Raw genomic sequence first — 25,569 nt, 5'->3', positions numbered from 1 at the left:
ATAAGTTGCTAAATGCTTTTGCAATTATATATTTAATCAGATATGAGGAATAAAATAAAAATGTTATATTTACAAAGAGAGGCCCTATCCTATATACTTTAATAGAGAATGTATATAAGAAAGGTGGATTGATATGGTACGGGTATTATTATATAAATTGGCATCTATGGTAGGTGTATTATTGGCAGTCACATTGGGAACGTTTCTCTTAATGCAAATGTCTTCTGTAGATCCAGTGTCGGCACGGTTTTATCTGCAAGGTATGACACCAGATCCCACTATAGTGGAACAAATTCGACAAGAGTTAGGCCTTAATGATCCTTGGTATATACAATATGGTCGTTGGTTGTGGCAAATGTTACATGGAGATTTTGGGCAGTCTATCTTCCTGAATGTACCCGTTGTAGATTTGTTGCAAAGTGCTTTGCCAAGGACCTTATCCTTGGTGGCGGTTTCCATTGGTTTAGGCAGTATCCTATCGATAGGGTTAGGAGGACTGGCAGCGCATTATAAAGATACTTGGGTCGACTATGTGGTGCGTATAGTATCTTTTCTAGCATTGGCAGTACCAGCATTTTGGGTAGGATTGTTGTTATTATATGCGCTAGCTGTGAAGATTCCTATTTTCTCTGTGACAAATACGAAGGGGTTAAGTGCTTACGTGTTGCCGAGTATTACCTTGGCGATTTGGTTTTGTGGCTTATACATTCGTCGCGTTCGCAATGCAGTGGTGCAAGCGTATGCATCGTTGCCGGTGATAGGAGCAAAAACGATGGGTATACGTACTGCATATATCTATCGTGATTACATCATTCCTCAAGTGCGCCTTGTGCTGTTATCCATGTTAGGGATTACGACCGGCGCTATGTTGGGCGGTTCTGCAGTGATTGAAACGGTATTTTCTGTCAAAGGGATGGGCCAACTCATGGTGCATGGTATTATTAGTCGTGATTATATTGTGATTCAAAGTTATATCGTATGGATTTCTCTAGTCTATGTGGTGGTCAATACATCGGTGGATATATGGATGTACTTACTTCATCCTGAAAGAAGATATGGAGGGCGCCCATGATTCGTATATGGAAACAAGATAAGGTGCTCTTAGGGGCCATTTTACTGACTATACTTTGGATGGGACTCTTTCTATTTGGTTCTCAGTTAGCGCCCTTTGACCCTAATGAGACAAATTTAGGAGCTAGATTACAAGATATAAGTGCAACGCATTTATTAGGCACGGACCAATTGGGGCGTGATGTACTTTCACGGATATTATGGGGCGGACAAGATTCGTTGTTCATAGCCATATCCATCATTGCCATTAGCAGTATCATTGGTATTTGTATCGGTGGTTTGCTAAGTATGAGTCCTTGGTATATTGATGAATTGGGATCACGTTGCATCGATATGTTACTAGGGTTCCCTAGCATGATTGTGGCTATTGCCTGTATCGGTATATTGGGGCCGTCTGTGGAAAATATTATCATTTCACTGTGCTTAACTCGTTGGGCAGAATACGCAAAGATTACGCGGAACTTGGTGAATTTGGAAAAACAAGCACAATATGTGGTTGTAGCACGTATGTCTGGGGCTTCCTTGTGGCGCATTATCCGTCGCTACATGATTCCCAATCTTCGAGGGACTCTATTGTTGGTCATCATTCAAAATATGGGGGACACGATTATTACGGTGGCAAGCTTTTCCCTGATCGGCATTGGTGTACAACCGCCTACACCAGAATGGGGTGCTATCTTGCTGAATGCTCGAGATTTCTTGCAAACAGCGCCTTGGCTGTTGATCTATCCAGGGTTAGCAATTTTTATCACTGTTGTGTTATTAAATTACATTAGTGATGCCTTACAAGATGGTAGGCATGTGTAAAGGGCGAAATATTAGCCCCAATTTGATTCTTATGTAATGACAAAGGATAGTACCATTGACTAATACAGATTTAGTAAGCGTAGACAATTTATCCGTCTCTTACGATGGAGTAAAGGTCGTGAAAGAAGTATCTTTCACGTTAAAACAGAATGAAACCTTTGCCATCATTGGTGAAAGTGGGTCCGGAAAATCTACTGTAGCGAAAGCTCTCTTAGGTTTGTTAGAACAGGCAGACCTAACGGGAGCCATCCACTATGGGGGAGATAATTTGCTCACTTATGGACCTAAGGAATGGCAAGGTGTACGTGGTGTACATATAGCCATGATTTACCAAAATCCAGGTAATTATTTAAACCCATTCAAACGCATTGGAGAACAGATGAAAGTAATCTTAGCCTCTCATGGAAAGGCCTATGATGAAGGCGATATTTTGAATCTGCTAGAGGCTGTTTCCTTACCACGAGGAAAGGCATTGCTTGAGTCCTATCCATTTCAACTGAGTGGGGGCATGCAACAGCGTGTGGCCATCGTTATGAGTTTACTCATACATCCACAACTACTTATTGCAGATGAACCGACTAGCGCTCTTGATGTATTGGTGCAACAGGATATTGTGAAAGTCCTAGAAGAGGTGCAACAGCGATTGCGGAATACGTTGCTGTTTATCACACACAATATTCAGATAGCCCGTAGATTGGCGGATCGCGTAGGCATTATGCATGAAGGTGTGTTAGTGGAAATCGGTAAGACCGAAGAGGTTTTATCGAATCCGCAACATGAATATACGAAACTACTTTTACAGTCCTTGCAGGAGGTGAAAGTATGATACTAGAAGTTCAGGGCGTCAGCAAACTATATACCCGCAAAGGGGAAACGGTGACAGCACTGCAAGATGTGAGTTTGTCCGTGCAAGAACGAGAGCGCATCGGAATTGCAGGTGGCAGTGGATCTGGTAAAAGTACCTTATTGCGATTGCTATCCTTGCAAGAAGAGCCAACTTCAGGGAATCTTTCTTTGTTTGGAAAATCTGTTTCCCAATGGAAAGGAAATGAGAGAGAGCTCTATCGTTCCTTGCAAGTGATGTTCCAAAACTCCTTTCACAGCATTAGCCCTCGCATGGCAGTAGATGAATTTATGCTAGAGCCTTGCGTGAATTTTGGGATAGGCACAAAACAAGAGGCGAAAGAGCGCTGTGAATGGTGGCTTTCAAAGGTGGGATTGGATACATCGGTGTGGAAGAAATACCGCCATGAATTGAGCGGAGGCCAGTTACAGCGATTGGTTTTAGCCCGCATGATGGCAGTCGGGGCTGAGCTTGTCTTATTTGATGAGCCGACGAGTGCCCTCGATGTGTGCAATCAAGCACGGGTTATCGAACTGATTCGAAACGTTTACGAAGAGCAACCGTTTACCTATGTGTTCGTCAGCCATGACCTAGGCGTTTTGCAAACTCTCACCGATCGTATTATTGTGATGAAAGAGGGTACGATTGTAGAAACCTTGGCATCAAAAGATTTGGGATTGGCAACGCATCCGTATACAAAACAATTATTGGCAGCTAGCCGTGGGTAAATGGCTATCGTCTATACAGTAGCAAAGACCACAACATTTCCTTGGGAAAGTGTTGTGGTCTTTTTTTGATATAAATATTATCCTAGTGATAGCATGAATCGTAAAAAAATAGTATAATTGTATTTTAGAATATACGATACAAGTGATATAGAAGATGATAGGGAGGAACGTATGAAAGAAATCAAAGATGTGTCGAAACTGACTTACACGCATGTACAAGGTGGTCAGTTTCGTTGGATAACGGTGAGTACCATCATGCTAGCTTTGGGAACGATTTTACATGCTGTATCCCCAAGTGTGGCAGGGGTCACACCGAACTGGACTATAGCTACTTATTGCGTAGCTATCAACTTAACGCGTCCAACCCTTAGACAAAGTTTAGGTATTGGTTTGGTAGCGGCCTTGATTAATGTATTCACGTCAAAATCGGCATTGCCATATGGTAACCTGATTAGTGAGCCTTTGGGGGCTTTCACTTGTGCCGTGTTAGTGCATTATATTTCTAATCTGAAAATTGGTAGGCTAAATGTAATGCCGATTTTAAGTGCTTTCATCAGTACTGTAGCATCTGGTGGAGCTTTTATTACTTGCTTATATCTCGTGTTAGGATTGCCTAGCAATGTGTATTGGAATGCTATGTGGCCATTGGTGTTGATGGTATCCCTTTGTAATGCGGTAGTGGCACCATTCTTGTACATTCCAGCGCAAAAATTATTGGCTCGTCAAACTGTGAAAGGGCAAGAATTGACGGACAGCAGTGATCACAGTGATTTACATATTGTACCGTCTGTGAAAGCACCGATTGTTATCGAGCATATGAGTTATCGCTATGGGAATCAAACGCAGTATGCCGTGAAAGATATTAACTTAGTGGTGAACGAAGGAGATTTCCTTGTCATTACAGGCCCAGCAGGCTGTGGTAAATCTACCATTTGCATGGCTATGGCAGGAGCTGTACCGAAGTTCTATGGTGGTACCATGGAAGGCATGGTATTCATCAATGGAAAAGCAGTGACGCAATTAGAAATTCCAGATGTAGCAGATGATATCGGTATCGTCTTAGCCGACTATGATACACAACTAGTGACCATGACGGTGGCAGAGGAAGTAGCCTTTGCCCTTGAAAATCGTGGTTATACAGCGGAGGCGATTCAAGAGCGTACAGCCATCGTATTAGAACAAGTAGGCTTAACTGGATTGGAAGACCGCAATGTGTACAGCTTGTCTGGAGGACAACGTCAACGGTTGGCCATTGCCTCTGTATTAGCGGTCAACCCATCCATTTTAGTCTTAGATGAACCGACTAGTTCTTTAGATCCAGAAGGCACAGAAGAGTTATATCGCTTAGTAGGTTCCTTGAATCATGACCATGGTATTACCGTTGTGGTTATTGACCATGATTTACGTGCTGTCTTACCATATGCAAATCGTATGGTATTAATCGATGGTGGGGAGCTAAAAATCGACAGCTCTGTAGAAAATGTATTGTCTTATATGTATGATACGAATACATACGTAGATGCATTGCCATCCTTATTTGTGACTTATAAATCCTTAGCAGCAAAAGGGATTGCTTTAGATACCCCATGGTTGTCTTTAGCATCTGCGAAGTCTAGTCTTATGAAAGGAGAACGCTAATATGTTACAAGTTGAAAATCTGCGCTTTTCCTACGTACCGGGACAAGATATTATGAAAGATGTAACTTTCACAATTGGGAATGGTGAGTTCATCACATTAGGTGGTCGAAATGGTTGTGGAAAAACCACTGTGACCCGTTTATTAGTGGGTTTGGAAACACCTGTAGAAGGTAAGATTTCTTACGACGGCCAAGATATTACGAATATGCCTACCTCTGAAAGAGGACGTTTTATTGGCTATGTATTTCAACAACCAGATCGCCAAATGTTCCGCCAGACTGTGGCAGAAGAGGTGGCATTTGGTCCTGAACAGTTGGGATACGACAAAGCAACGGTAGATCGCATCGTACAAGATGCTCTAGAACGAGTAGGTATTTCCCATTTAGCAGAATCCTATCCATTAGGCTTACGCCGTGGAGAAAAGCAACGAGTAGCGATTGCCTCAGCGTTAGCGATGCAGTCTAAACTGTTGATTCTTGACGAACCTACTAGTGGACAAGATGGAACAGAAACAAAAGGTTTACTTGTGTTGTTACAAGAATTGCAAGCCCAAGGTTTGACCATATTACTCATTACCCATGATATGGAAATTATGGCGGAATATTCTACACGAGTGATCATTATGGGATATGGCACAAAAGCCTTCGATGGATCCCCGGAAGAATTATTTACAAAACGAGATGATCTATTAGAGTTAGGTTTGACAAAACCTCCGAGTGTAGTGCTTAGTGAAACAGTACCAGCCTTAGGGTATTGCAAATCTATGAAAGAGTTTGAACTGCGCTATGCAGAGTATGTGAAAGGATAGGAGGAGACTGATGAAATTTGTACCATTAACAAAAATTTGGGCAACAATCTTCGTGTCCATCTTAGCCATTGCTATGAAAACTCCGGAACTATTGTTAGCATTATTTGGAGTAGAATTGTTGGTAATGCTGATTGGTGGTATCTTGTTGCGTCAATGGAAAGCATTATTCGCCTTAATCGGGTTTTCTGCGTTCTTAGGTATCGTACAGTACTTGGGTAGCTGGTCCGTGGACTCCGCGATTGTAACAGCTTTGCGTATGTTGACGATGACCACCATCTTTATGATGCTCATTGTAACAACAAAAACACAAGATTTAACAGTGGCTCTTGTACAACAATGTCGTATCCCCTATGCGTATGCCTTTATGTTTACAGCGGCTTTACGCTTTGTACCAGACTTTTTACGTGAAAGTAAAGCGGTGCAAGAAGCACAGGCCTGTCGGGGTATGTCGTTAGAAGGTAATTGGCTGACAAAGATAAAATCTTACATGACGGTCATTCAACCGTTGATGTTGAAGTCGTTGAGCCGTTCGGAGACAATGGCATTGTCCTTGGAACTTCGAGGTTTTGGAAATCAGCAACATACATTTATGCGGAAAGTGAGCTTGCAAGGCATTGATTATGTGGCAGTTCTTGTTATGTTGGGCATCACATATGCTGTGATACATTACATCGTACTATAAGGGTCACTGGTGATGCTATATAGCCTGTGGGGCGTCACTAGTTCCGCTATGTAGCCTGTGGCGTTCTTAATTAGCATAAGGGAAGAGCACGGCATATTCCTCCGCAAACTGATACAGTGGTTAGGTTTGCTCCGGAACATGCCGTGCTCTTCTTGTGTTTGTGTGATTTAGGTAGTTAAGGGAACGCCACAAGGCTACTACTCGTAACGGCGGTTCTTTTAGAAAAGGGTATATTTTTTGAGAAATATTAACGATATGAGGAGCTTTATAGTATAATAAATTTAGAGTCGACGACGTGTTGTTAGGCTCATCTCTTCCTAATATGGGAGGAGGTGATTGCTATGACTAAGTATGAAAAAATCTCCTTGATGATTTCTATTGCTAGTTTAGCAATTCAGCTCATTGATCTACTTAAGTAGACAATGAAAAAGCCTAACGTATAAGGTCTGCGATACCTTTACACGTTAGGCTATTTCTAATTTTTAATTCCTAGAGATGAGCCTAACGCTAGCTGCACGTTATCGGCTCTTCTTTTCTTATCTTTAGTATAGCATAGTTTATAGGTATATTACAATCGTCTCTTGCTTGGCTATGTAGCCTATGGCGTTCGTAACTGAATACGATAAAGGGAAGAGCACGATGCTTTCCTGTTGATGATTGTCACGTTCAAACAATACTGTATAAAGCCAACAAAGAGCACGGCACATTCCTTCAGAAACGGTATTTCATAATGTTTCTTCAGGAACATGCCGTGCTCTTTTAGGATAGGTGTAATTATGATATAAATGAACGTGACATTAACTCAGTTTATTTGGGGGAGATCGTGCTCTTCTTGCATTTGTTTTAATAAGGTAGTAAAGGACGTCGCAAGGCTGCTACGCCTAAACTGCGTTTCTTAGGGAGGAGATTGTGTTGTTTATTTTGTTATAGTTTATAACTATGCAAATTTAGCGTAGAACGATCTATGGTTATATTTGACGTTCTATTTGCATCTAAGATATACTAATATTATAGGATATAGAAATATATCGATATAAAAGATAAGTTTCGTTTATTGAGGAGCATACTATGAACAAAGTAATGAAACAATTAGCGTTAGCAGTTGTGATAGGTGCAGGTTTATTTGCAGCGGCTGTGCCAACACAAGCGGCTTTCAGTAAATATACACCGGTGCAAGCGCAAGCAGCGATTAGCTATGATCGTGCAGTGGAAATTTTTAAGGCACAATATCCAGATTATAAAATTAAAGATGTTGATTTTGATGTGGACTATGGTCGCCCTCATTATGAAATTGAAGGCTTCCGTGGATACGAAGAAGTAGATGTAAAAATTGATGCGGCTACGGGTGAGATTTATCGCGTGAAATATGATCGTGACTAAGTCGTCTCTTGTTTTGCTATGCAGCCTGTGGTGTTTTTAATAAGATAAAGGGAAGAGCACGATGCTCTCCTGTTGATGATTGTCACGTTCAAACAATACTATATAAAGCAAATAAAGAGCACGGCACATTCCTTCAGAAACGGTATTTCATAATGTTTCTTCAGGAACATGCCGTGCTCTTTTAGGATAGGTGTAATTATGATATAAATGAACGTGACATTACCTTAGTTTATTTGGAGCACACCGTGCTCTTCTTGCGTTTGTGTGATTTAGGTAGTAAAGGAACGCCACAAGGCTGCTACGCTTAACTATGCTCCTCAAGGTGTGGGGTGATATGCAAACTTGCACTTTGCTAAGTTTACTTCGAATGTATCGTATTTACTTTGGTCGAGCAAGTTTTTAATAATAACTTTCAAAATTATTCTGCAAGTACTTGAAATGGACATGGCTGTTAGTGCTATAATAGAATGAGGTAAGTTCGTGCAGGGGTTGAAAGGAGAATTGATGGATTATAAAGTAGCAGCTTCTTTTTGGACAGAGAAGGATAAAACTGCAAGAAAGATGGACCCACGTGAATTGCATATTGAGATTGTTGATTTTTTGAAAGCCCATCATACGTGTGCTTTGTCGACGCATAGTGAAACAGGTGTCCGTTGCACTCCATTATCGTATACGGTACATGGTGGATACATTGATATTTTCTCTGAAGGTGGTGAGAAATTCTTTCACTTAGAAGAAGATAAAAACGTATCTCTTACTGTGTTCGATCCTTATGAGGGTCCAGGTACGGCGAAGAGTGTTCAGATTCAAGGTGTAGCAACGGTGCTAGGCCCTGATGATGAAGAGTATGCTAAGGTACTAACAGAAATTGGTATGGAAAAATTATTAGACCGTGATGATGCATTGTATTTGATTCGTGTGAAATCGAATGAGATTGTTTACTTGAATGGTTCCTTGCGAACACGTGGCTATTATATTCGCCAAGTCTTGGCGAGATAGGGTAGATTCTTTTTGCACATCTGCGTCAAGTATGATATAATAAATAAAGACCGCCGTTAGAGGTTTCATCTAACGGCGGTCTTTATTTTAGAAATGGAGACAACAATTAATGAATATACAACGTATCTTACTGAGTGCGCTATTAGGAGCAACGTTAGTAGTGACGGCTGCTTGTGGTACTGACGCAGCTCAGCAAGCAAAATCTGAAGTAGGGAAAGAAGTGAAAGTAGAAACAAAAATGCCTAGCTTTGATGCGACGCCAATTGCTGATGAATATGCTACGATTCATACGAATAAAGGCGATATCAAAGTGCGTCTGTATGGTAGTAAGGCCCCTATTACTGTGAAAAACTTTAAAAGTTTAATTGAGCAAGGATATTACAATAATTTAACCTTTCACCGTGTTATCGATGGATTCATGATCCAAGGTGGAGATAATAAAAAAGGTGGTCCTGGATATACAATTCCTGATGAAGTAAGCAATGATTTACACTTTAATAAAATGGGGATCTTGGCGATGGCTAATGCAGGCCCTAATACAGGGAATGCTCAGTTCTTTATTACAGTGGCACCAACACCTTGGTTAGATAATAAGCATACCATCTTCGGAGTGGTTGTGCAGGGTATGGATGTAGTGGAAGCAATCAGTCGTGTGCCGAGAGATAAACGGGATACTCCGAAAGAACCAGTGGTGATTCAGTCTGTTGATTTAGCACCAATCCCAGCTGGTGAATAAGATGGAAGAAAAATTTTATACCTATATGGTGCGCTGTGCAGATGGCTCTCTCTATACGGGATGGACTACGGATTTAGAAAAACGCATACGAGCCCATAATGGTGAAATTAAAGGGGGCGCCAAGTATACACGAGGTCGAAGACCGGTCACTTTGGTATGGAGCACAGCTTTCAGTAGAAAGCAAGATGCTCAATCCATGGAACAGCAAGTAAAGCGCATGGAACGGGCCCAAAAAGATGCCCTCATTGCGGCAAATTGTGATATAATGAAATGATACAGATAGTGCGTGAATACGAGAGGAGGAATGCTAATGAAACGAGTCATTGTGTCCGTGAAAAGTACGCAACGTGATGCGGATGGAGAAGATACGGTGGTGGAATTAGTATCCTCTGGTAAGTATTATGAAACAGCCTTGGCGAAACACATCATTTATGATGAAAGTGAAGTCACTGGTTTGGGGAATACAAAAACAACCATTAAAGCCTATAAGGATTCGGTGGTACTCCTAAGAACTGGTGAATTTTCTATGCGCCATGAATATCAACTGGGGAAGACTAACATTGCAAGTTTGGAAACGCCATATGGGGCGGTAGAACTAGCTATGCTAACACATGAATTAGATATAGATTTGAAAGATGGCAAGGGCCATATTTGTTTAGGATATGATATCTCTGTTGGTGGTGAATGGCAATTTTACAACCAGCTATATGTAGAGATACGGGAGGATGTACATTATGGACATGAAAGAAGTTTTGAAGGCAGCCATTAAGGATGCTTTGCAGATAGCTTTAGAACAAGGAGAATTACCAGAAGGTACCTATCCAGAGGCACATTTGGAAGTGCCACCGCAGAAAGAATTTGGCGATTTTTCTACGAATATTGCTATGCAATCTGCACGGATAGCGAAATCCAACCCACGTGCTATTGCGGAAACGATCATTTCCCATATGAATTATGATTGGTTAACGCGCGCAGAAGTAGCAGGTGCGGGATTTATTAATTTCTTCCTAGCCTCTGATGTGATTTACGATACTTTAAAAAATATATTAACAGCTGGTGAAACATACGGTAATGCACCACTTCGTGAAGAAGATACTGTGCAAATCGAGTATGTTAGTGCAAACCCAACTGGTTTGTTACATGTAGGCCATGGTCGTGGTGCTGCCTATGGTAGTGCCTTGGTAAATTTAATGCGTGCAGCTGGATATAATGTGTTTGCTGAATATTACATTAATGATGCAGGTAAGCAAATCGATAACTTAGCGGCCTCTGTGAATGCTCGTTATTTAGAACTATTAGATATGAAACATGAGTTCCCTGAGTCTGGCTATCGTGGTCAAGATGTCATCGATACAGCGCAGGAATTGATTAACTGGAGAGGCGATTTCTTTGCAGTACTTCCAGAAGAAGAGCGTGTTCCATTCTTTAAAGAATTTGCTTTAACAGAAAAATTAAATGGATTACGCAAAACATTACGTAATTTCCGCGTAGGGTTTGATCGTTGGTTTAGCGAACGTAGTTTGCATAAAAGCGGTGAGATTCGCACATTGGTGAATCAGTTATTAGAATCTGGCGGAATGTATGAAAAAGATGGGGCTTACTGGTTGGCATCTATGCAATATGGAGATGACAAAGACCGTGTAGTTATCCGTGACAATGGAGAGCCAACATACTTAGCCGCAGATATTGCGTACCACAAAGATAAATACGAACGTGGTTACAAACAATTAATTAACATTTGGGGTGCTGACCATCATGGTTATATTGCTCGTGTAAAAGCAGCGATGGAAGCGCTTGGATTCAATCCAGATAAGTTAGAAGTTCTGTTATTACAAATGGTATTCTTATACCGTGATGGGGAACTTGTAAAAATGTCCAAACGTACTGGTGAAACCATAACTTTGGATGAATTGATTGAAGACGTAGGAGTGGATGCAGCAAGATACTTCTTCTTGATGCGCTCCTTAGATAGTCAATTGGACTTCGACATCAACTTGGCATCCTCTAAATCTAACGACAATCCAGTGTACTACATCCAGTATGCACATGCTCGTATTCATAGTATTTTTGGGCAAGTAAAAGAAGCGGGTATTGCCTATGGCGACTGGGCAAATACATCTTTCACAGCATTGCAAAGTGAACAAGAAGTGGAATTGATTAAAAAATTAGCGGCTTATCCAGAAGAAATTCAACTATCTGCTAATAATAAAGCACCACATCGTATCGCTAAATACTTGTACGATGTAGCAAGTCTATTCCATTCCTTCTATAAACAAGGTCGTATCATGGGCGTTGAACCAGAATTGCAACAAGCTCGATTAGGCTTGATTACGGCAACAGCACATGTATTACAACATGGTCTTGGTATCTTAGGTATTTCTGCTCCTGAAAAAATGTAATCAGAAGCGCATAATTTATTAGGGAGGCATCATGTCAACAAAGTATATTTTCGTAACAGGTGGCGTCGTATCATCATTAGGTAAAGGCATTACTGCAGCATCCTTGGGACGTTTGTTGAAAAACCGTGGATATAAGGTGACAATTCAAAAATTTGATCCATATATTAATATTGACCCAGGTACAATGAGTCCCTATCAACATGGTGAAGTGTTCGTCACTGACGACGGTGCAGAAACTGACCTAGATTTAGGCCACTATGAACGTTTCATCGACATTAACTTAGGTAAAACATCCAATATTACAGCTGGTAAAGTGTATTGGTCTGTGATCAATAAAGAACGTAAAGGTGAATATCTTGGCTCTACTGTGCAAGTTATCCCTCACATTACGAATGAAATCAAAAATGCTGTGTTCCGTGTAGGTAAAGAAGACAATGCTGATGTGGTAATTACAGAAATCGGCGGTACTGTAGGTGATATTGAAAGCTTACCGTTCTTGGAAGCTATCCGCCAAGTGAAAAAAGAAGTGAACCGTGATGATGTGTTATATATCCACGTAACATTGGTACCATATATTAGTGCAGCTGGTGAGTTGAAAACAAAACCAACACAACATAGCGTAAAAGAACTTCGTGGCATCGGTATTCAACCAGATATCATTGTATGCCGTACGGAAAAAGAAATTTCCCGTGAAATGAAAGATAAATTGGCATTATTCTGTGACGTGGATCCAGATGCTATCGTGGAAAACCGCACTTGCAGCACGATCTATGAAGTGCCTTTGATGATGCAAGATGAAGGATTAGACAGCATTGTTGTACGCAAATTGAACCTAGAAGATCGTCCTGCAGATATGACAGAATGGAAAGAAATGGTTCATAAAATCTTACATCCTAAACAAGAAATTACCATCGCTCTTGTTGGTAAATACGTAGCATTACATGATGCGTACATTTCTGTAGCAGAAGCGTTGGGTCATGCAGGTATCGTAGAAGATACAAAAGTGAACATTAAATGGGTTGATTCTGAAGCGGTAGAAGCTGAAGGTACTGATTTAGCCGAAGTATATAAAGATGTAGATGGTATCTTAGTACCAGGCGGTTTTGGTTGCCGTGGTGTAGAAGGTAAAATTTCTACTATCCAATATGCTCGTGAGCACAAAGTGCCGTTCCTTGGCATTTGCTTGGGCATGCAAACATCTGTGATGGAATTTGCTCGTTCCGTTTTAGATATGAAAGGCGCTACTTCCACAGAATTTGATGAAAGTTGCCAGTTCCCTGTCATCGACTTAATGGATGACCAAGTAGATGTAGATGAAAAAGGCGGTACAATGCGTCTTGGCGTATACCCATGTAAAACAGTACCTGGTACAAAAGTGCATGAAGCATACGGCGAAGACTTGATTTACGAGCGTCATCGTCATCGTTGGGAATTCAACAATGCCTATCGTCAACAATTGACAGATGCAGGTTTGATTATCTCTGGTACATCCCCTGACAATCGTCTAGTAGAATGCGTTGAAGTAGCTGATCATCCTTGGTTCGTAGGCGTACAATTCCACCCAGAATTGAAATCTCGTCCAAACAATGCACATCCGTTGTTCAAAGGATTCGTGAAAGCGGCCATCGAAAATAAAAAATAAGACATAGTGAGTATGTAATATAGAAAGGACTGTAACGAGAATACAATAGATTCTGGGTGCAGTCCTTTTGTACTATATAACAGAATTTATTCGTATTGTGTACACACTTAAATGAAAAACACATTAGTCTATTGACAAGCGGCTGGAAATGCTATAGAATAGTTTTCAGTTACATAAAGCAAATGCGATGAACAGGTATAAAGATATAGTTAGTTGCTTTCAGAGAGCTACTGGTTGGTGCGAAGTAGTAGAACGGTTATATTGAAACTCCCCTGTGAGCAGCGATGGTGAAATCAAGTAGTCATCGACGGTAGTTCCGTTATAACTGTGAGAACCAACTAGGGTGGGACCGTGTTATTGAAATGATAATGCCCCTTGATGTGCGTTGCACATTGAGGGGCTTTTTTGTATCATAGGTTGATTAGTGTTTCTTACATTTTACGATGAGATCTGTATAAGGTATACAGTACAAGTAGACTCTATTAGAATGTTCTGATAGTTGTAAGCATAGCTTACTAGCAGTAGAATATGCGGTTGGTCGTGAACAAACCGATACACAAGATAGAGAAAAATCTGTGATGTAGTACTACTAAAACTATAGTATGTAAAATGTAAAAACCTCTATGAAACCAATACGCTACATATAACGCCCCTAGGGATGCATAGTCATCTCTGGGGGCGATTTTTTATTTTTAGAAAGAGGAATCATCATGGACAACAGAATTTATTTTTTTGATACTACACTACGTGATGGGGAACAAACACCAGGTGTGTCCCTTCAAACACCAGAAAAAGTAGAAATTGCACAAGCTCTTGTGCGTCTTGGATTAGATGTTATAGAAGCGGGGTTCCCAGCTGCATCAGAAGGCGACTTTGAAGCAGTATCTACGATTGCGAGAGAGGTACGTGGATGTACGATCGCAGCCCTTGCTCGATCCAACGAAAATGACGTGACAAAAGCAGCAGAGGCGCTAGCTAGTGCAGAGCGGAGTCGTCTTCATGTGTTTATTGCTACTAGCGATATTCACCTAGAATACAAATTAAAGAAAACTCGTGAAGAAGTACTAGCGATAGTGAAACATATCCTTGAGTTTGCGAAAGGTAAATTTGATGAAATCGAGTTCTCCGCAGAAGATGCATCTCGTACAGATTTAGATTATTTATGCCGTGTCTTTGAAGTGGCTATCGAAGGTGGAGCTTCTATCTTGAATGTGCCAGATACAGTAGGGTATATGACTCCAGAAGAGTTTGGCAATCGTATTCGCTACATTAAAGAGCATACGAAAGGTATCGAAAAAGCAATCATCAGTGTACATTGTCACAATGACTTAGGTCTTGCGAATGCCAATACGTTGGCAGCTATCGAAGCTGGGGCTCGTCAAGTAGAATGTACTATGAATGGCTTAGGAGAACGAGCTGGTAATGTGGCTATCGAAGAAGTAGTAATGGCCGTTAAAACACGTCATGACCACTATCCATTTGATGTACACATCAACACATCACTATTTACTCGTACCAGCAAATTGGTGAGCAAACTTTGTGGAGTTGCCGTATCTCCTAATAAAGCTATCGTCGGAGCGAATGCTTTCGCTCATGAGTCTGGTATTCATCAACATGGTATGTTGAATAATCCAACTACCTATGAAATCATGACACCGGCTAGCGTAGGGGCAGAAAAAACGTCCATCGTATTAGGTAAACATTCTGGTCGTCATGCCTTTGAAGATCATCTAGTGAATTTAGGCTTTCAGTTAGAAGAAGAACGAGTTAATGAGTTGTTCGTTCAATTCAAAGCCTTAGCAGATAAGAAAAAACAAGTCTACGATGAAGATATCTACGCTTTGGTGATGGATACTATGCATCACGAACAAGCATTCCACGTGGTACAACATGATTACCATTCCGATCAAAATGGATACGTTCTTGCCAGCATTCGTGTATTAACACCGAGTGGGGAACGCATGGACGCCGCTGTTGGTGATGGTCCAGTAGATGCTTCTTTCAGAGCTATCGAACGGTTAGTGAACACACCATTTGTATTGGAAGATTTCCAAATCCGTTCCGTAACAGTGGGTAAGGATGCCCTTGGTGAGGCGGTTGTGAAAGTCAACTATAATGGCCGCAGATTCCAAGGCCGTGGGGTGAGCACAGATATCGTAAAATCTAGTGTAAACGCCTATATCAACGCAGTGAATGCCATTTATTTAGCAAAAGAATTAGAACAAGAGTTTGGAAACCAGGAGGGTTAATGTCATGGGTATGACCATAACAGAAAAAAATATGGCTCGTCACGCAGGGCTAGCAGAAGTAAAAGCAGGTCAAATGATCGAGTGTCAATTAGATTTCATCTTAATGAACGATATTACATTTCCGCCAGCGAAAAAAGAGTTTGAAAAAATCGGTAAGCCTGTATTCGATGCAGACCGTATCTACTTAGTACCGGACCATTTTACACCGAATAAAGATATTAAATCCGCTACACAAGCCAAAGTGATGCGTGATTTCGTACGAGAACATAAGATCACTCACTATTTTGAAGTAGGCCGTATGGGGATTGAGCACGTATTGTTGCCAGAACAAGGTTTGATTGGACCAGGGGAAATGATCATCGGCGCCGACTCTCACACTTGTACGTACGGTGCATTGAATGCGTTTGCTACCGGCGTTGGTTCTACAGATGCTGGGGTTGCTATGGCAGAAGGTAAAACTTGGTTCAAAGTGCCAGAAACGATCAAAGTCGTGTTAGAAGGGAAACCTGCCAAATGGATTTCCGGTAAAGATATTGTGTTGGACTTAATCGGTAAAATCGGTGTGGATGGAGCACGTTATAAAGCCCTTGAGTTCCATGGAACTGGCGTGCAATACATGACGATGGCAGACCGTTTGACCATCTGTAACATGGCCATTGAAGCAGGCGGTAAATGTGGCGTATTCCCATACGATGCAGTGACAGAGGAGTATATCCAAGGTCGCATCACACGCCCTATCGAACCGATTGCAGCAGACGAAGATGCAGACTATTGCCAAGTAGTGACCATCCAATTGGACGAATTAACACCAGTGGTAGCATACCCACATCTTCCTTCCAATACACATTACATGAAAGACATTGTGAAAGAAGACCGCATTCAAATCGACCAAGTTATCATCGGTTCTTGTACGAATGGACGCTTTGAAGATTTAGAAATGTGCGCAGAAATTTTTAAAGGTCGCAAGGTAGCGGACTTCGTGCGTTGCATCGTGATCCCAGGGTCCCAAGATGTATATAACCAAGCTGTGAAAGCAGGCTTAATGGATATCTTCATCGAAGCAGGCTGTGCTGTAAGTACGCCAACATGTGGTCCTTGCTTAGGTGGTTACATGGGTATCATGGCAGAGGGAGAGCGTACCGTGTCTACGACAAACCGTAACTTCCGTGGTCGTATGGGACACGTGGACAGTGAAGTATATTTGGCAAGTCCCTATGTGGCGGCAGCAAGTGCAGTAGCAGGGTATTTAGCAAGCCCTGAGGAGGTATAATATGGCAGACTTTCAAGGAACAATTTGGCGCTACGGCGACAATGTAGATACAGACGTAATCATCCCAGCACGCTATTTGGCAATCGCGGATATGGCGGAATTAGCAGAACATGCTATGGAAGACATTGATACGACTTTTGCACCGAATGTGAAAGCTGGTGAAATTATGGTGGCTGGTAAAAACTTTGGTTGTGGTTCCTCTCGTGAACATGCGCCAGCAGTGATTAAAGAAAAAGGTATTTCTTGCATCGTAGCAGATAGCTTTGCTCGTATCTTTTTCCGCAATGCTATCAACATCGGTTTACCAGTAATCGAAATTGGTGATGCAGTAGACCGCATTCAAGAAGGTCACGAAATCGCTGTGGAAATGGCCACAGGTGTTGTCCATAATGTGACAACTGGTGAAAGCTATCAAGGAACGGCACTACCACAATTTGTGCAAAATATTGCCAAAGCAGGTGGACTGGTGAATTTTGCAAAAACAAGACAGGAGTAATATGATGAGTGAAAAACAAATTGTCCTAATTGCTGGTGACGGCATTGGGGAAGAGATAACAAATTCGGCACGCGCTGTGGTGGATGCAGCCTTTGCCAAAGCTGGTGTAACAGCAAACTGGATTGAGAAAAAAGCAGGTGGTGCGGCCATCGATGCCTTCGGTGAACCATTGCCACAAGATACCATCGATGCATGCCAAGCAGCAGATGCTGTATTATTAGGTGCTGTAGGCGGCCCTAAATGGGATGATGTAGATCCGTCCATCCGCCCAGAAAAAGCCATCCTTGGTTTACGCAAAGCATTGGGCTTGTTCTGTAACTTGCGCCCAGTGAAAATCTATCCAGCATTGCGTGAATTTTCTCCGTTGAAACCAGAATTGGTAGAAAGCGTTGACTTTGTCATCGTTCGTGAATTAACAGGCGGCATCTATTTTGGGGAACGGGAAGAAGCACAAGGGGAAGGCCCAACAGAGTTTGCTTGGGACAAAGAGACCTATGCTCGTTATGAAGTAGAACGCATCATGGATGTAGCTGTGGAAACAGCTCGTAAACGATCTGGCAAAGTGGTGAGCGTAGATAAAGCTAATGTATTGGCGTCTTCTCGTTTATGGAGAAAAATTGCGAAAGAAAAAGCAGAAGCGAATCCAGATATCAATATGGATTACTACTATGTAGATAACACAGCTATGCAATTGGTAACAAACCCAGGTCAATTTGATGTCCTAGTGACAACGAACTTATTTGGAGATATCTTGAGCGATGAAGGGGCTGTTATCTCTGGATCTCTTGGTTTATTGCCATCTGCTTCCATTGGTACAGGTACTTCCTTGTATGAACCAATCCATGGATCGGCACCGGATATTGCAGGACAAGGCATTGCCAATCCATTAGGTACGATTTTGTCTGCTGCTATGATGTGTCGTTACTCCTTGGACTTGCCAGAAGTAGCAGATTCCATCGAACAAGCAGTGACAGCCGTTCTTGATGCGGGCTATCGCACAGGTGATATGTACCGTGAAGGATTCACGAAAGTGAATACACAAGGCATGACTGACGCTGTCATAGCGCACTTAGGATAAGATGTAAGAGTATATAAGGTATAAAAAATCGCGGCACACTCCTCCACAAACTGATACTATCGTTAGGTTTGCTCCGGAGCATGCCGCGCTTTTTTCATATATTGTTGTCTAGATACCACTAACATCGCCTAGGGGCGCTATGAGGGAACTAGAGAAAAGTAGCTATGTATAATTTTAGGGAAAAGAGGAAGGTCTGTACAGACCTATCTTACAAGAAATATATATACTAGTTAAGGTTTCATGTACTTTTGTGTATAATAGAGTACATATGTCAATGTTAGGAACGGAATATAGGAGGAGTTACTATGCCAGATGAACGAGTTACGGATCTACAGTTGGCACACTCTGTGCTAGGCTATACAGGCGTACCTGGGGCCTATGCCTATGAAGTGTTACAGAATGTACTTTCAAAATATATAGAAAAGGGCGGATCCGTGGAAGGACAACGGATTGAGCGCTGTCAAAGTCATCGTGAGCTCGTACAGGCTGTTCATGAAGGGCGCATCGATTATGCTATATTGCCTATTGAAAACTCCATTGTCGGAGAAGTGCGAGATAGTACGGATTTAATCAAAGATAAGAATATCCACATCGTAGGAGAAGTGCGACATCGTATTAGCCATAGTTTGCTGGGGATACCGGGAGCCAGCCTTGACACGATTCGAGAAGTGTACTCCCACGAGCAAGCACTCATGCAGTGTTCGCAATTTTTGGCGACACACAGTTCGTGGCAACTAGGTCCTATGAACAATACCGCTATGAGTGCGAAATATGTAAGCGATACCCAGGATATCACGAAAGCATGCATTGCCAATGCATCCGCTAAAGAACTATATGAACTCACATTATTGGCGCCAGACATTGCGAACTTCAAGGAAAACTTTACACGATTCTTCATTATTACCCACAAGGATGTAGTGATTCATGATGCCCATAAGTTAAGTATCATTGTACAAACACCGAATACGCCAGGAGCACTGGTGAAAGTATTACGAGTCTTTGAAAATCATCAGCTGAACATGGTGAATATCAAGTCACGACCATGTATGCACACGCCGTGGGAGTACTTTTTCTACATTGATATAGAAGGGGAAGGCCGTGAAGAAGTAGTACAACAAGCTTTAACAGAAGTGCGAGAACTGTCCAATTACTTGCAAGTATTAGGACATTATAAAATCTATAATGTACTGTGAGGGTTCAATCAGAATTTTGATGCTATAGAATGCTAATATAGAGACATAATGTTTTGCGATTTCTAGATGTTGTAATGATGGGTAGTATAAGAGGAGTAATTTAAAAGTTTGGTGAAGTTTGGATTTACCCCCTTGCCCACAGAAATAGAGGTATGATACTATATTTCTATGAACCATATAGAAATATATAGATATACTGTGTAGATGTATTATGCAGACATATTATACTAATGTACTATGCAAATCTAGTATAGGCGGTCGCCAATTTCTATGTGAGTATTAAGAATGTGAAATTTGAGTAAGGAGACATAGTATGAAACGAAGCATTATTTCTTTTTTAGTAGGCGTAATCGTGACAGGTTGTGCAATGGGGTGGTTCTGGTATCACGATCGTGAACAGTATGTACGTGCCATTCCAGCTGTAAAAGGGTCAGCCCAAGTAGCGCCAGTGGTCAATGGGACACCAGCAGGAACGACAAGTAACGCTGTACGACAAACTGGAGCTGTAGCGCCACAAGCAACGCAGCAACAAGTACAAATTACGCAAGAAAAAGCGATGGAAATCTTCAAAACAGCATACCCTGACTATCGCATTGAAAAAGTTAAGTTCGATACAGATCATGGTCGCGCTCATTATGAAATCGATGGGGAAACCTTAACACGGGAAGTAGAAATTAAAATCGACGCTGTTACTGGGGAGATCTTCCAAGTTAAAGAAGGGCATTAATAGTTTTTATTTTAAATACGATAGTCTTTAACACTGTGGTACCGAAACGAGTAGGCAATGTATTGGAAGCGACTACTGTTGTGCCAGTACAAATTGCAGAATAATACCTAGTGACAGATTCTTATGGTGTAGAATAATATTGGATGCATTAAGAATACCTAACCTAAGTTTTGGGTTAGGTATTTTTTTGCTTCTATGGATAGAGTTTTAATAGCTAAGTAGTATTATGTATAGGATACTTGGTACCTATATTAGTAGTCATCATAGTATGGGTAATGAATACGAGGTATCATAAACTAAGTCCATAGAATATTCGCAAAAATTAGGATACTTTGCTATAATTAAATTGATTACATTGAATATAAGAAATGTTATGACCTTATAGATTAGATTGTTCTATGCAGAAAATATAAGAGAGGAATTATAAATGAAGTTAAACCAAAATACATCGATTACAAAAGAAGAAACAGAGGTAATCGAACACTTAAAAAATTCCTATAATGAATTAGTGTATCCATCTAAATCTTTTGGGGTTACCTCCATTAATAGTTTAGAAGCAAAGGCAAAATTGTGGGGGTTAAATCCAGTTCCAGCTAAAGAGGCTCGCGTGTTAGAACTAGGTTGTTCTATGGGTGGGAATATCATTGGGCAGGCTGTGTATCACCAAGGGGCTACTTTTGTAGGGGTTGATCTTAGCGAATCTCAAATTGAAATTGGTAACGAAATCATCAACGCTATGAAGCTAAAAAATGTAAAATTAGTAGAACAAGATATTCTAAAAATTGACAAAGACTTTGGAACCTTTGATTATATTATCGTTCATGGGATTTGGTCTTGGGTGCCAGATGTGGTAAAAGATAAAATTTTAGAAATCTGTAATGTAAACTTGTCCGAACGTGGAGTAGCCTACATTTCTTATAACGTATACCCAGGTTGGCATCGATTGAATCAAGTTCGTGAAATGATGATGTTTGCCACACAAAATGATCAAGGTATGGATTTATTAGAACGTACAGAAAAAGGAATTTCCTTTGTACATCATATGAATGAGCTTATTAAAGAGTCTAAAGATCTTGTTCCTACCTTGGAGTGGAAAACAAATAGCTTTGATTCGGCATTGGATCACAAAACCTATTATATTGCTCATGAATATTTAGAACCTATCAATGATCCGGTATATGTGAGTGATTTCATTAAGAGAGCTAAAAACTATAACATGGTATATGTAGCAGATACAGATTTCCAATTGTCGGCGATTACTTGGATGAAACAAGAACGTAGGAAATTAATTAATACTATGTCAGGTGGAGATTGGAATACAAAGGAACAAATTCTAGATTTTTATTATGACACACAATTCCGTCGTTCCCTATTATGCCATGAGTCGCAAGCTCATTTACTACGTCATAATGAAGAGTTTTTAATTGAAACTATAGATTCTTTGTATTTTGGTATGGTTAATAAAGGTAAAGAGTTGAAGGATACTGACAATGCTATAGAGCAAGCCATTGTAAATCAATGCCGAAAAGGAGAATTCTTTAATGTCGCAGATTGTAAAGCAGAACTGGAACGATTGCAGAATGGTGTAGAATACAATGAAATAGAATTATACAGTATGCTCATTCGTTTCTTGTTATGTGGATTCATTGTACCTGTGACGGAGAAAAAAGAAATTACTACATTCCAAGAAGGTATGTCCACAGTGCCAAAAGAGATGGCTAATTATGTACAAACTGTTGTGGATAGAGGCGGTGATAAGTTCATTAATATCTCCGACTTATACAACGACAGCATCACTGGATTTAACTCTGGACATGTGCTGATGATGAAAGAGTTAGAAACACCAAAAACATTAGAAGAACTCTATGTACTGGCAGATGAAAAGTTAAAAGTAAATGAAACAGAATCATCTGGAAAAGTGGTAGAAATAGCTGGTCGTACCGTTGTAGATGGTGTTTTAGATGATTTGGGACGTCTTGGATTCCTGTGTAATAAGTAGATGGATGTATGTCTGCCTAGATGGTAGATGTAGCTTTTCCTATTAAAAAGAGCTGTACTAGCATGTCTATGTGACATGTAAGTACAGCTCTTTTGTTGTGCTAGAGAATATACAAAGGGCAGGACATTCATAATGATGTGTATACAACGGGGGGAATCGCGTAGCGATCCCCCTTGTGTATGGTGTTATTGTAATTTTTCTAATAAGGTTAATAAGAATTTAGATACTGTATCTACTGCTGGCAAGTGTAACCGTTCTTTTGGAGTATGAGCACCTAAGATAGTAGGACCAAAGCTAATCATTTGTGTATTCGGCAATTGTGCTTTTAATAAGCCACATTCAAGGCCTGCATGCACGGCTGTTACATGAGGTTCTACACCGATTACCTCTTTGTATAGAGCAATCGCTTGTTCTTCTAAACGGCTACCACGTTCGTATTCCCAAGCTGGGTAACGACCTTGCTCGGAAGCCGTGAAGCCATGTGCTTTTGCCAATGTCATGATGCGGTCACGTAGGTATGCTAGTTGACTCATAGTCAAGCTACGTACGGAGATAAGAATATCTAATTGTGTGTCATTATCTTCTACGATAGCGATATTGTTGCTGGTATCTACTAAGCCCTCTAACTTTTTACTCATACCAAATACACCATGAGGTGCTAAGTATAAGAATTGCAAGAAGGTGTGTGCTTGTGCATCACTATAGATCGTAGCAGGTGTGTCACAAGGAGTGACTTTCACTTGTAGATTTGGATCTTGTGGAGATAATTCGTGACGAATGATCTCAGCGTTTCCTTGAATATGAGCTTGTAATGCATCTGCATCAGAAGGTTGGCAAAGAATAGTTGCCTCTGCAAAGCGAGGAATCGCATTATGTTTAGAACCACCTGTAAAATGGCTTAAAGAAATAGGGGATTCTTGTTGTGCTTCCACTAATAAGCGAGCTAGGATTGTCACAGCATTACCAAGTTGTTCACCAATTTCAATGCCGGAGTGACCACCATGGAGTCCATCTACGGAGACTTTCAAAGCAGTTAATCCAGCTGGTGTTGGTACAGCGTTCGTTGGCAAGGTAAGGTCCAAACGACAGCCCCCAGCACAGGCTACAATGAATTCATGTTCTTGTTCTGTATCGATATTGAGCAAATATTGTCCGTGTAGGCGGTCACCTTTCACAGCCATGGCACCATTCATACCTGTTTCTTCATTAGTGGTAAATAGGCATTCTAAAGGTCCATGCGGGATGGTTGGATCATCTAGCACGGCCAGTGCCATCGCTACAGCGATGCCATTATCGGCACCTAGAGTAGTTTCGTTGGCGTGCAACCATTCACCTTCTTCAATCAGCTCGATGGGGTCCTTGGAAAAATCGTGAGTGGATGTGTCAGATTTTTCTGCCACCATATCGATATGACCTTGTAAAATGATAGATGGATGATTTTCATAGCCAGCAGTTGCATTAGCACGAATGATTACATTTAATTCTTCGTCTTGTTCTGCTTCTAAACCTCTATCTTTGGCAAATTGCATTAGAAAATCGCTAATACCCTGCTCATTACCAGATTCACGAGGGATTTGACTGATTTCACGGAACCAGTGTAATACATTAGTTGTATAGTTAGTATGTGTCATAATAAACCCTTTCTTAGGATGGATGAAATATTCAATAAAATAACTATACTCTATTAGCCGTAAGGGGTCAATATAAGAATAAATGATTCTTTTATGATGAAAGTCTATGTCAATGGTGTGCCAAGGAATGCTATAATAAGAATAGTGATTTCAAAGGAGGTTATCACATGAAGGATACAAAGATTATGATTATAGGCACAGGAGGTACCATTGCAGGTACAGGAAATGGGTCTAGTGCATTAACGGAATATAGAGCGGGATCCATAGGCGTGTATGATTTGATACAGGCTGTGCCTGCTTTGAATGAGTATGGTCCTTTTGAAAGTGTGCAATTCTCTAACATAGATAGTTCTGAAATGAGCCCTTATCGGTGGGTACGGTTAGCACTACTTGTGAATGAAGTGGCTGAGCGAGATGATATAGGTGGTATTGTTATTACCCACGGCACAGATACGATGGAAGAAACTGCGTATTTCTTGCAATTGACGGTACATACGAAGAAACCGGTTGTGATGACTGGTTCCATGCGTCCTGCTACAGCACTCAGTGCTGATGGTCCGGTGAATTTGCTGCAAGCAGTGCAAGTGGCGCGCAGTGAAAGTGCTATCCACCAAGGTGTTCTTGTAGTGATGAATGGATACATTGATAGCGCTAGAGAAGTAGCAAAATTACATACCACCGATGTGGCTACCTTTGGAAATACCCAATTAGGCCATATGGGGTGTATACAAAATGGAAAGGCTTATTTTTACTATACTCCATGTCGTAAGCATACAAGTGACAGCGAATTTATTTTGCGTGAAGAAGTGGAATTGCCACAAGTGGGAATTGTGAATCTCTATGGAGGTATGGATACAGAAATACTAACTATGGTAGCAAGTCGATCACAAGGGTTAATTGTGGGTGGTTTTGGGCATGGCACATTGCCACAGGCTGTACGAGATACGCTCAAAAAAATTACCATTCCCAAAGTACGATCATCTCGCATTGGAAATGGTATTGTGTCCAGTAATTCATCAGATGTAAAAGAAGGCTTTATCGTTAGCGATTCCTTGTCACCTGTGAAAGCTAGAATTCTTTTGATGTTGGCTTTACAACAAGAACGAAGTCGAGAAGATTTAGAGAACTTATTTGCACTCTATTAAGGCATCTCTTGTTCTGCTATGCATTCTATAGAGGTCTAGGTTAACGA

The 25,569-nt window shown here is 41.0% G+C and carries 23 protein-coding genes and 1 other annotated feature; of the genes, 22 read left to right on the top strand and 1 reads right to left on the bottom strand.

The window, feature by feature from the left end:
* Positions 1-133: 133 nt before the first annotated feature.
* The 21 genes from EO112_RS03725 to EO112_RS03625 all read left to right on the top strand — a co-directional run bounded on the left by EO112_RS03725 (position 134) and on the right by EO112_RS03625 (position 22,746).
* Positions 134-1,072: an ABC transporter permease gene (locus tag EO112_RS03725; RefSeq protein ID WP_062401117.1), complete on the top strand. Its 939-nt coding sequence runs from the start codon at positions 134-136 to the stop codon at positions 1,070-1,072.
* Positions 1,069-1,878, top strand: a complete 810-nt coding sequence (locus tag EO112_RS03720) for an ABC transporter permease (RefSeq protein WP_127162981.1) — start codon at positions 1,069-1,071, stop codon at positions 1,876-1,878. The genes EO112_RS03725 and EO112_RS03720 overlap by 4 nt, the downstream gene beginning before the upstream one ends.
* A gap of 118 nt (positions 1,879-1,996) precedes the next feature.
* On the top strand, positions 1,997-2,704 hold the full coding sequence (locus tag EO112_RS03715) for an ABC transporter ATP-binding protein (RefSeq protein WP_240629334.1): 708 nt from the start codon (positions 1,997-1,999) through the stop codon (positions 2,702-2,704).
* Positions 2,701-3,450, top strand: coding sequence for a dipeptide/oligopeptide/nickel ABC transporter ATP-binding protein (locus tag EO112_RS03710; RefSeq protein WP_127162977.1), 750 nt, complete (start codon positions 2,701-2,703; stop codon positions 3,448-3,450). The genes EO112_RS03715 and EO112_RS03710 overlap by 4 nt, the downstream gene beginning before the upstream one ends.
* A gap of 171 nt (positions 3,451-3,621) precedes the next feature.
* On the top strand, positions 3,622-5,088 hold the full coding sequence (locus EO112_RS03705) for an energy-coupling factor ABC transporter ATP-binding protein (RefSeq protein ID WP_127162975.1): 1,467 nt from the start codon (positions 3,622-3,624) through the stop codon (positions 5,086-5,088).
* Position 5,089: 1 nt separating this feature from the next.
* Positions 5,090-5,896, top strand: coding sequence for an energy-coupling factor ABC transporter ATP-binding protein (locus EO112_RS03700; RefSeq protein ID WP_127162973.1), 807 nt, complete (start codon positions 5,090-5,092; stop codon positions 5,894-5,896).
* Positions 5,897-5,903: 7 nt separating this feature from the next.
* Positions 5,904-6,578, top strand: a complete 675-nt coding sequence (locus EO112_RS03695; RefSeq protein WP_127162971.1) for an energy-coupling factor transporter transmembrane protein EcfT — start codon at positions 5,904-5,906, stop codon at positions 6,576-6,578.
* Positions 6,579-7,646: 1,068 nt separating this feature from the next.
* Complete coding sequence (locus EO112_RS03690; protein WP_127162969.1) at positions 7,647-7,958, top strand: PepSY domain-containing protein; 312 nt, start codon at positions 7,647-7,649, stop codon at positions 7,956-7,958.
* 504 nt (positions 7,959-8,462) lie between these two features.
* Entirely contained in the window at positions 8,463-8,957 is a 495-nt protein-coding gene (locus EO112_RS03685; RefSeq protein WP_127162967.1) for a pyridoxamine 5'-phosphate oxidase family protein, read from the top strand.
* 109 nt (positions 8,958-9,066) lie between these two features.
* Complete coding sequence (locus EO112_RS03680) at positions 9,067-9,693, top strand: peptidylprolyl isomerase (RefSeq protein ID WP_009352896.1); 627 nt, start codon at positions 9,067-9,069, stop codon at positions 9,691-9,693.
* 1 nt (position 9,694) lies between these two features.
* Positions 9,695-9,967, top strand: coding sequence for a GIY-YIG nuclease family protein (locus EO112_RS03675; protein WP_127162965.1), 273 nt, complete (start codon positions 9,695-9,697; stop codon positions 9,965-9,967).
* A 36-nt stretch (positions 9,968-10,003) separates the two neighbouring features.
* Positions 10,004-10,462: a DUF1934 domain-containing protein gene (locus tag EO112_RS03670; protein WP_127162963.1), complete on the top strand. Its 459-nt coding sequence runs from the start codon at positions 10,004-10,006 to the stop codon at positions 10,460-10,462.
* Positions 10,428-12,092: an arginine--tRNA ligase gene (argS, locus tag EO112_RS03665; protein ID WP_127162961.1), complete on the top strand. Its 1,665-nt coding sequence runs from the start codon at positions 10,428-10,430 to the stop codon at positions 12,090-12,092. Before EO112_RS03670 ends, argS begins: the two co-directional genes overlap by 35 nt.
* Positions 12,093-12,123: 31 nt before the next feature.
* On the top strand, positions 12,124-13,734 hold the full coding sequence (locus EO112_RS03660) for a CTP synthase (protein WP_009352983.1): 1,611 nt from the start codon (positions 12,124-12,126) through the stop codon (positions 13,732-13,734).
* 178 nt (positions 13,735-13,912) lie between these two features.
* Positions 13,913-14,113: a binding site (T-box leader), on the top strand.
* Positions 14,114-14,444: 331 nt separating this feature from the next.
* On the top strand, positions 14,445-15,983 hold the full coding sequence (locus tag EO112_RS03655) for a 2-isopropylmalate synthase (protein ID WP_127162959.1): 1,539 nt from the start codon (positions 14,445-14,447) through the stop codon (positions 15,981-15,983).
* Positions 15,984-15,987: 4 nt separating this feature from the next.
* Positions 15,988-17,253, top strand: coding sequence for a 3-isopropylmalate dehydratase large subunit (gene leuC, locus EO112_RS03650; protein ID WP_127162957.1), 1,266 nt, complete (start codon positions 15,988-15,990; stop codon positions 17,251-17,253).
* Position 17,254: 1 nt separating this feature from the next.
* Positions 17,255-17,749 carry a 3-isopropylmalate dehydratase small subunit gene (locus EO112_RS03645; RefSeq protein WP_009352818.1) on the top strand — a complete coding sequence of 165 codons (495 nt, stop codon included), beginning with the start codon at positions 17,255-17,257 and terminating at the stop codon, positions 17,747-17,749.
* A 4-nt stretch (positions 17,750-17,753) separates the two neighbouring features.
* Positions 17,754-18,827 (top strand): 3-isopropylmalate dehydrogenase, encoded by a 1,074-nt coding sequence (leuB, locus tag EO112_RS03640; RefSeq protein ID WP_009352939.1) that lies wholly within the window; start codon positions 17,754-17,756, stop codon positions 18,825-18,827.
* A 305-nt stretch (positions 18,828-19,132) separates the two neighbouring features.
* Positions 19,133-20,020, top strand: coding sequence for a prephenate dehydratase (gene pheA, locus EO112_RS03635; RefSeq protein WP_127162955.1), 888 nt, complete (start codon positions 19,133-19,135; stop codon positions 20,018-20,020).
* A 313-nt stretch (positions 20,021-20,333) separates the two neighbouring features.
* Entirely contained in the window at positions 20,334-20,747 is a 414-nt protein-coding gene (locus EO112_RS03630) for a PepSY domain-containing protein (protein WP_127162953.1), read from the top strand.
* Between the two features lie 427 nt (positions 20,748-21,174).
* Positions 21,175-22,746, top strand: coding sequence for a methyltransferase regulatory domain-containing protein (locus tag EO112_RS03625; RefSeq protein WP_127162951.1), 1,572 nt, complete (start codon positions 21,175-21,177; stop codon positions 22,744-22,746).
* A gap of 185 nt (positions 22,747-22,931) precedes the next feature.
* Here EO112_RS03625 and EO112_RS03620 read toward each other — a convergent pair whose 3' ends face one another.
* Positions 22,932-24,377, bottom strand: a complete 1,446-nt coding sequence (locus EO112_RS03620) for an aminoacyl-histidine dipeptidase (protein WP_127010251.1) — start codon at positions 24,375-24,377, stop codon at positions 22,932-22,934.
* Between the two features lie 167 nt (positions 24,378-24,544).
* Here EO112_RS03620 and EO112_RS03615 point away from each other — a divergent pair, with 167 nt between their 5' ends.
* Positions 24,545-25,522 carry an asparaginase gene (locus tag EO112_RS03615; protein WP_126940953.1) on the top strand — a complete coding sequence of 326 codons (978 nt, stop codon included), beginning with the start codon at positions 24,545-24,547 and terminating at the stop codon, positions 25,520-25,522.
* Positions 25,523-25,569: the final 47 nt, after the last annotated feature.

Origin of the sequence: Veillonella sp. VA141 (assembly GCF_003992175.1) — a bacterium.
Taxonomy (GTDB): Bacteria; Bacillota; Negativicutes; order Veillonellales; family Veillonellaceae; genus F0422.
This window is presented reverse-complemented; position numbering and strand designations above follow the sequence as displayed.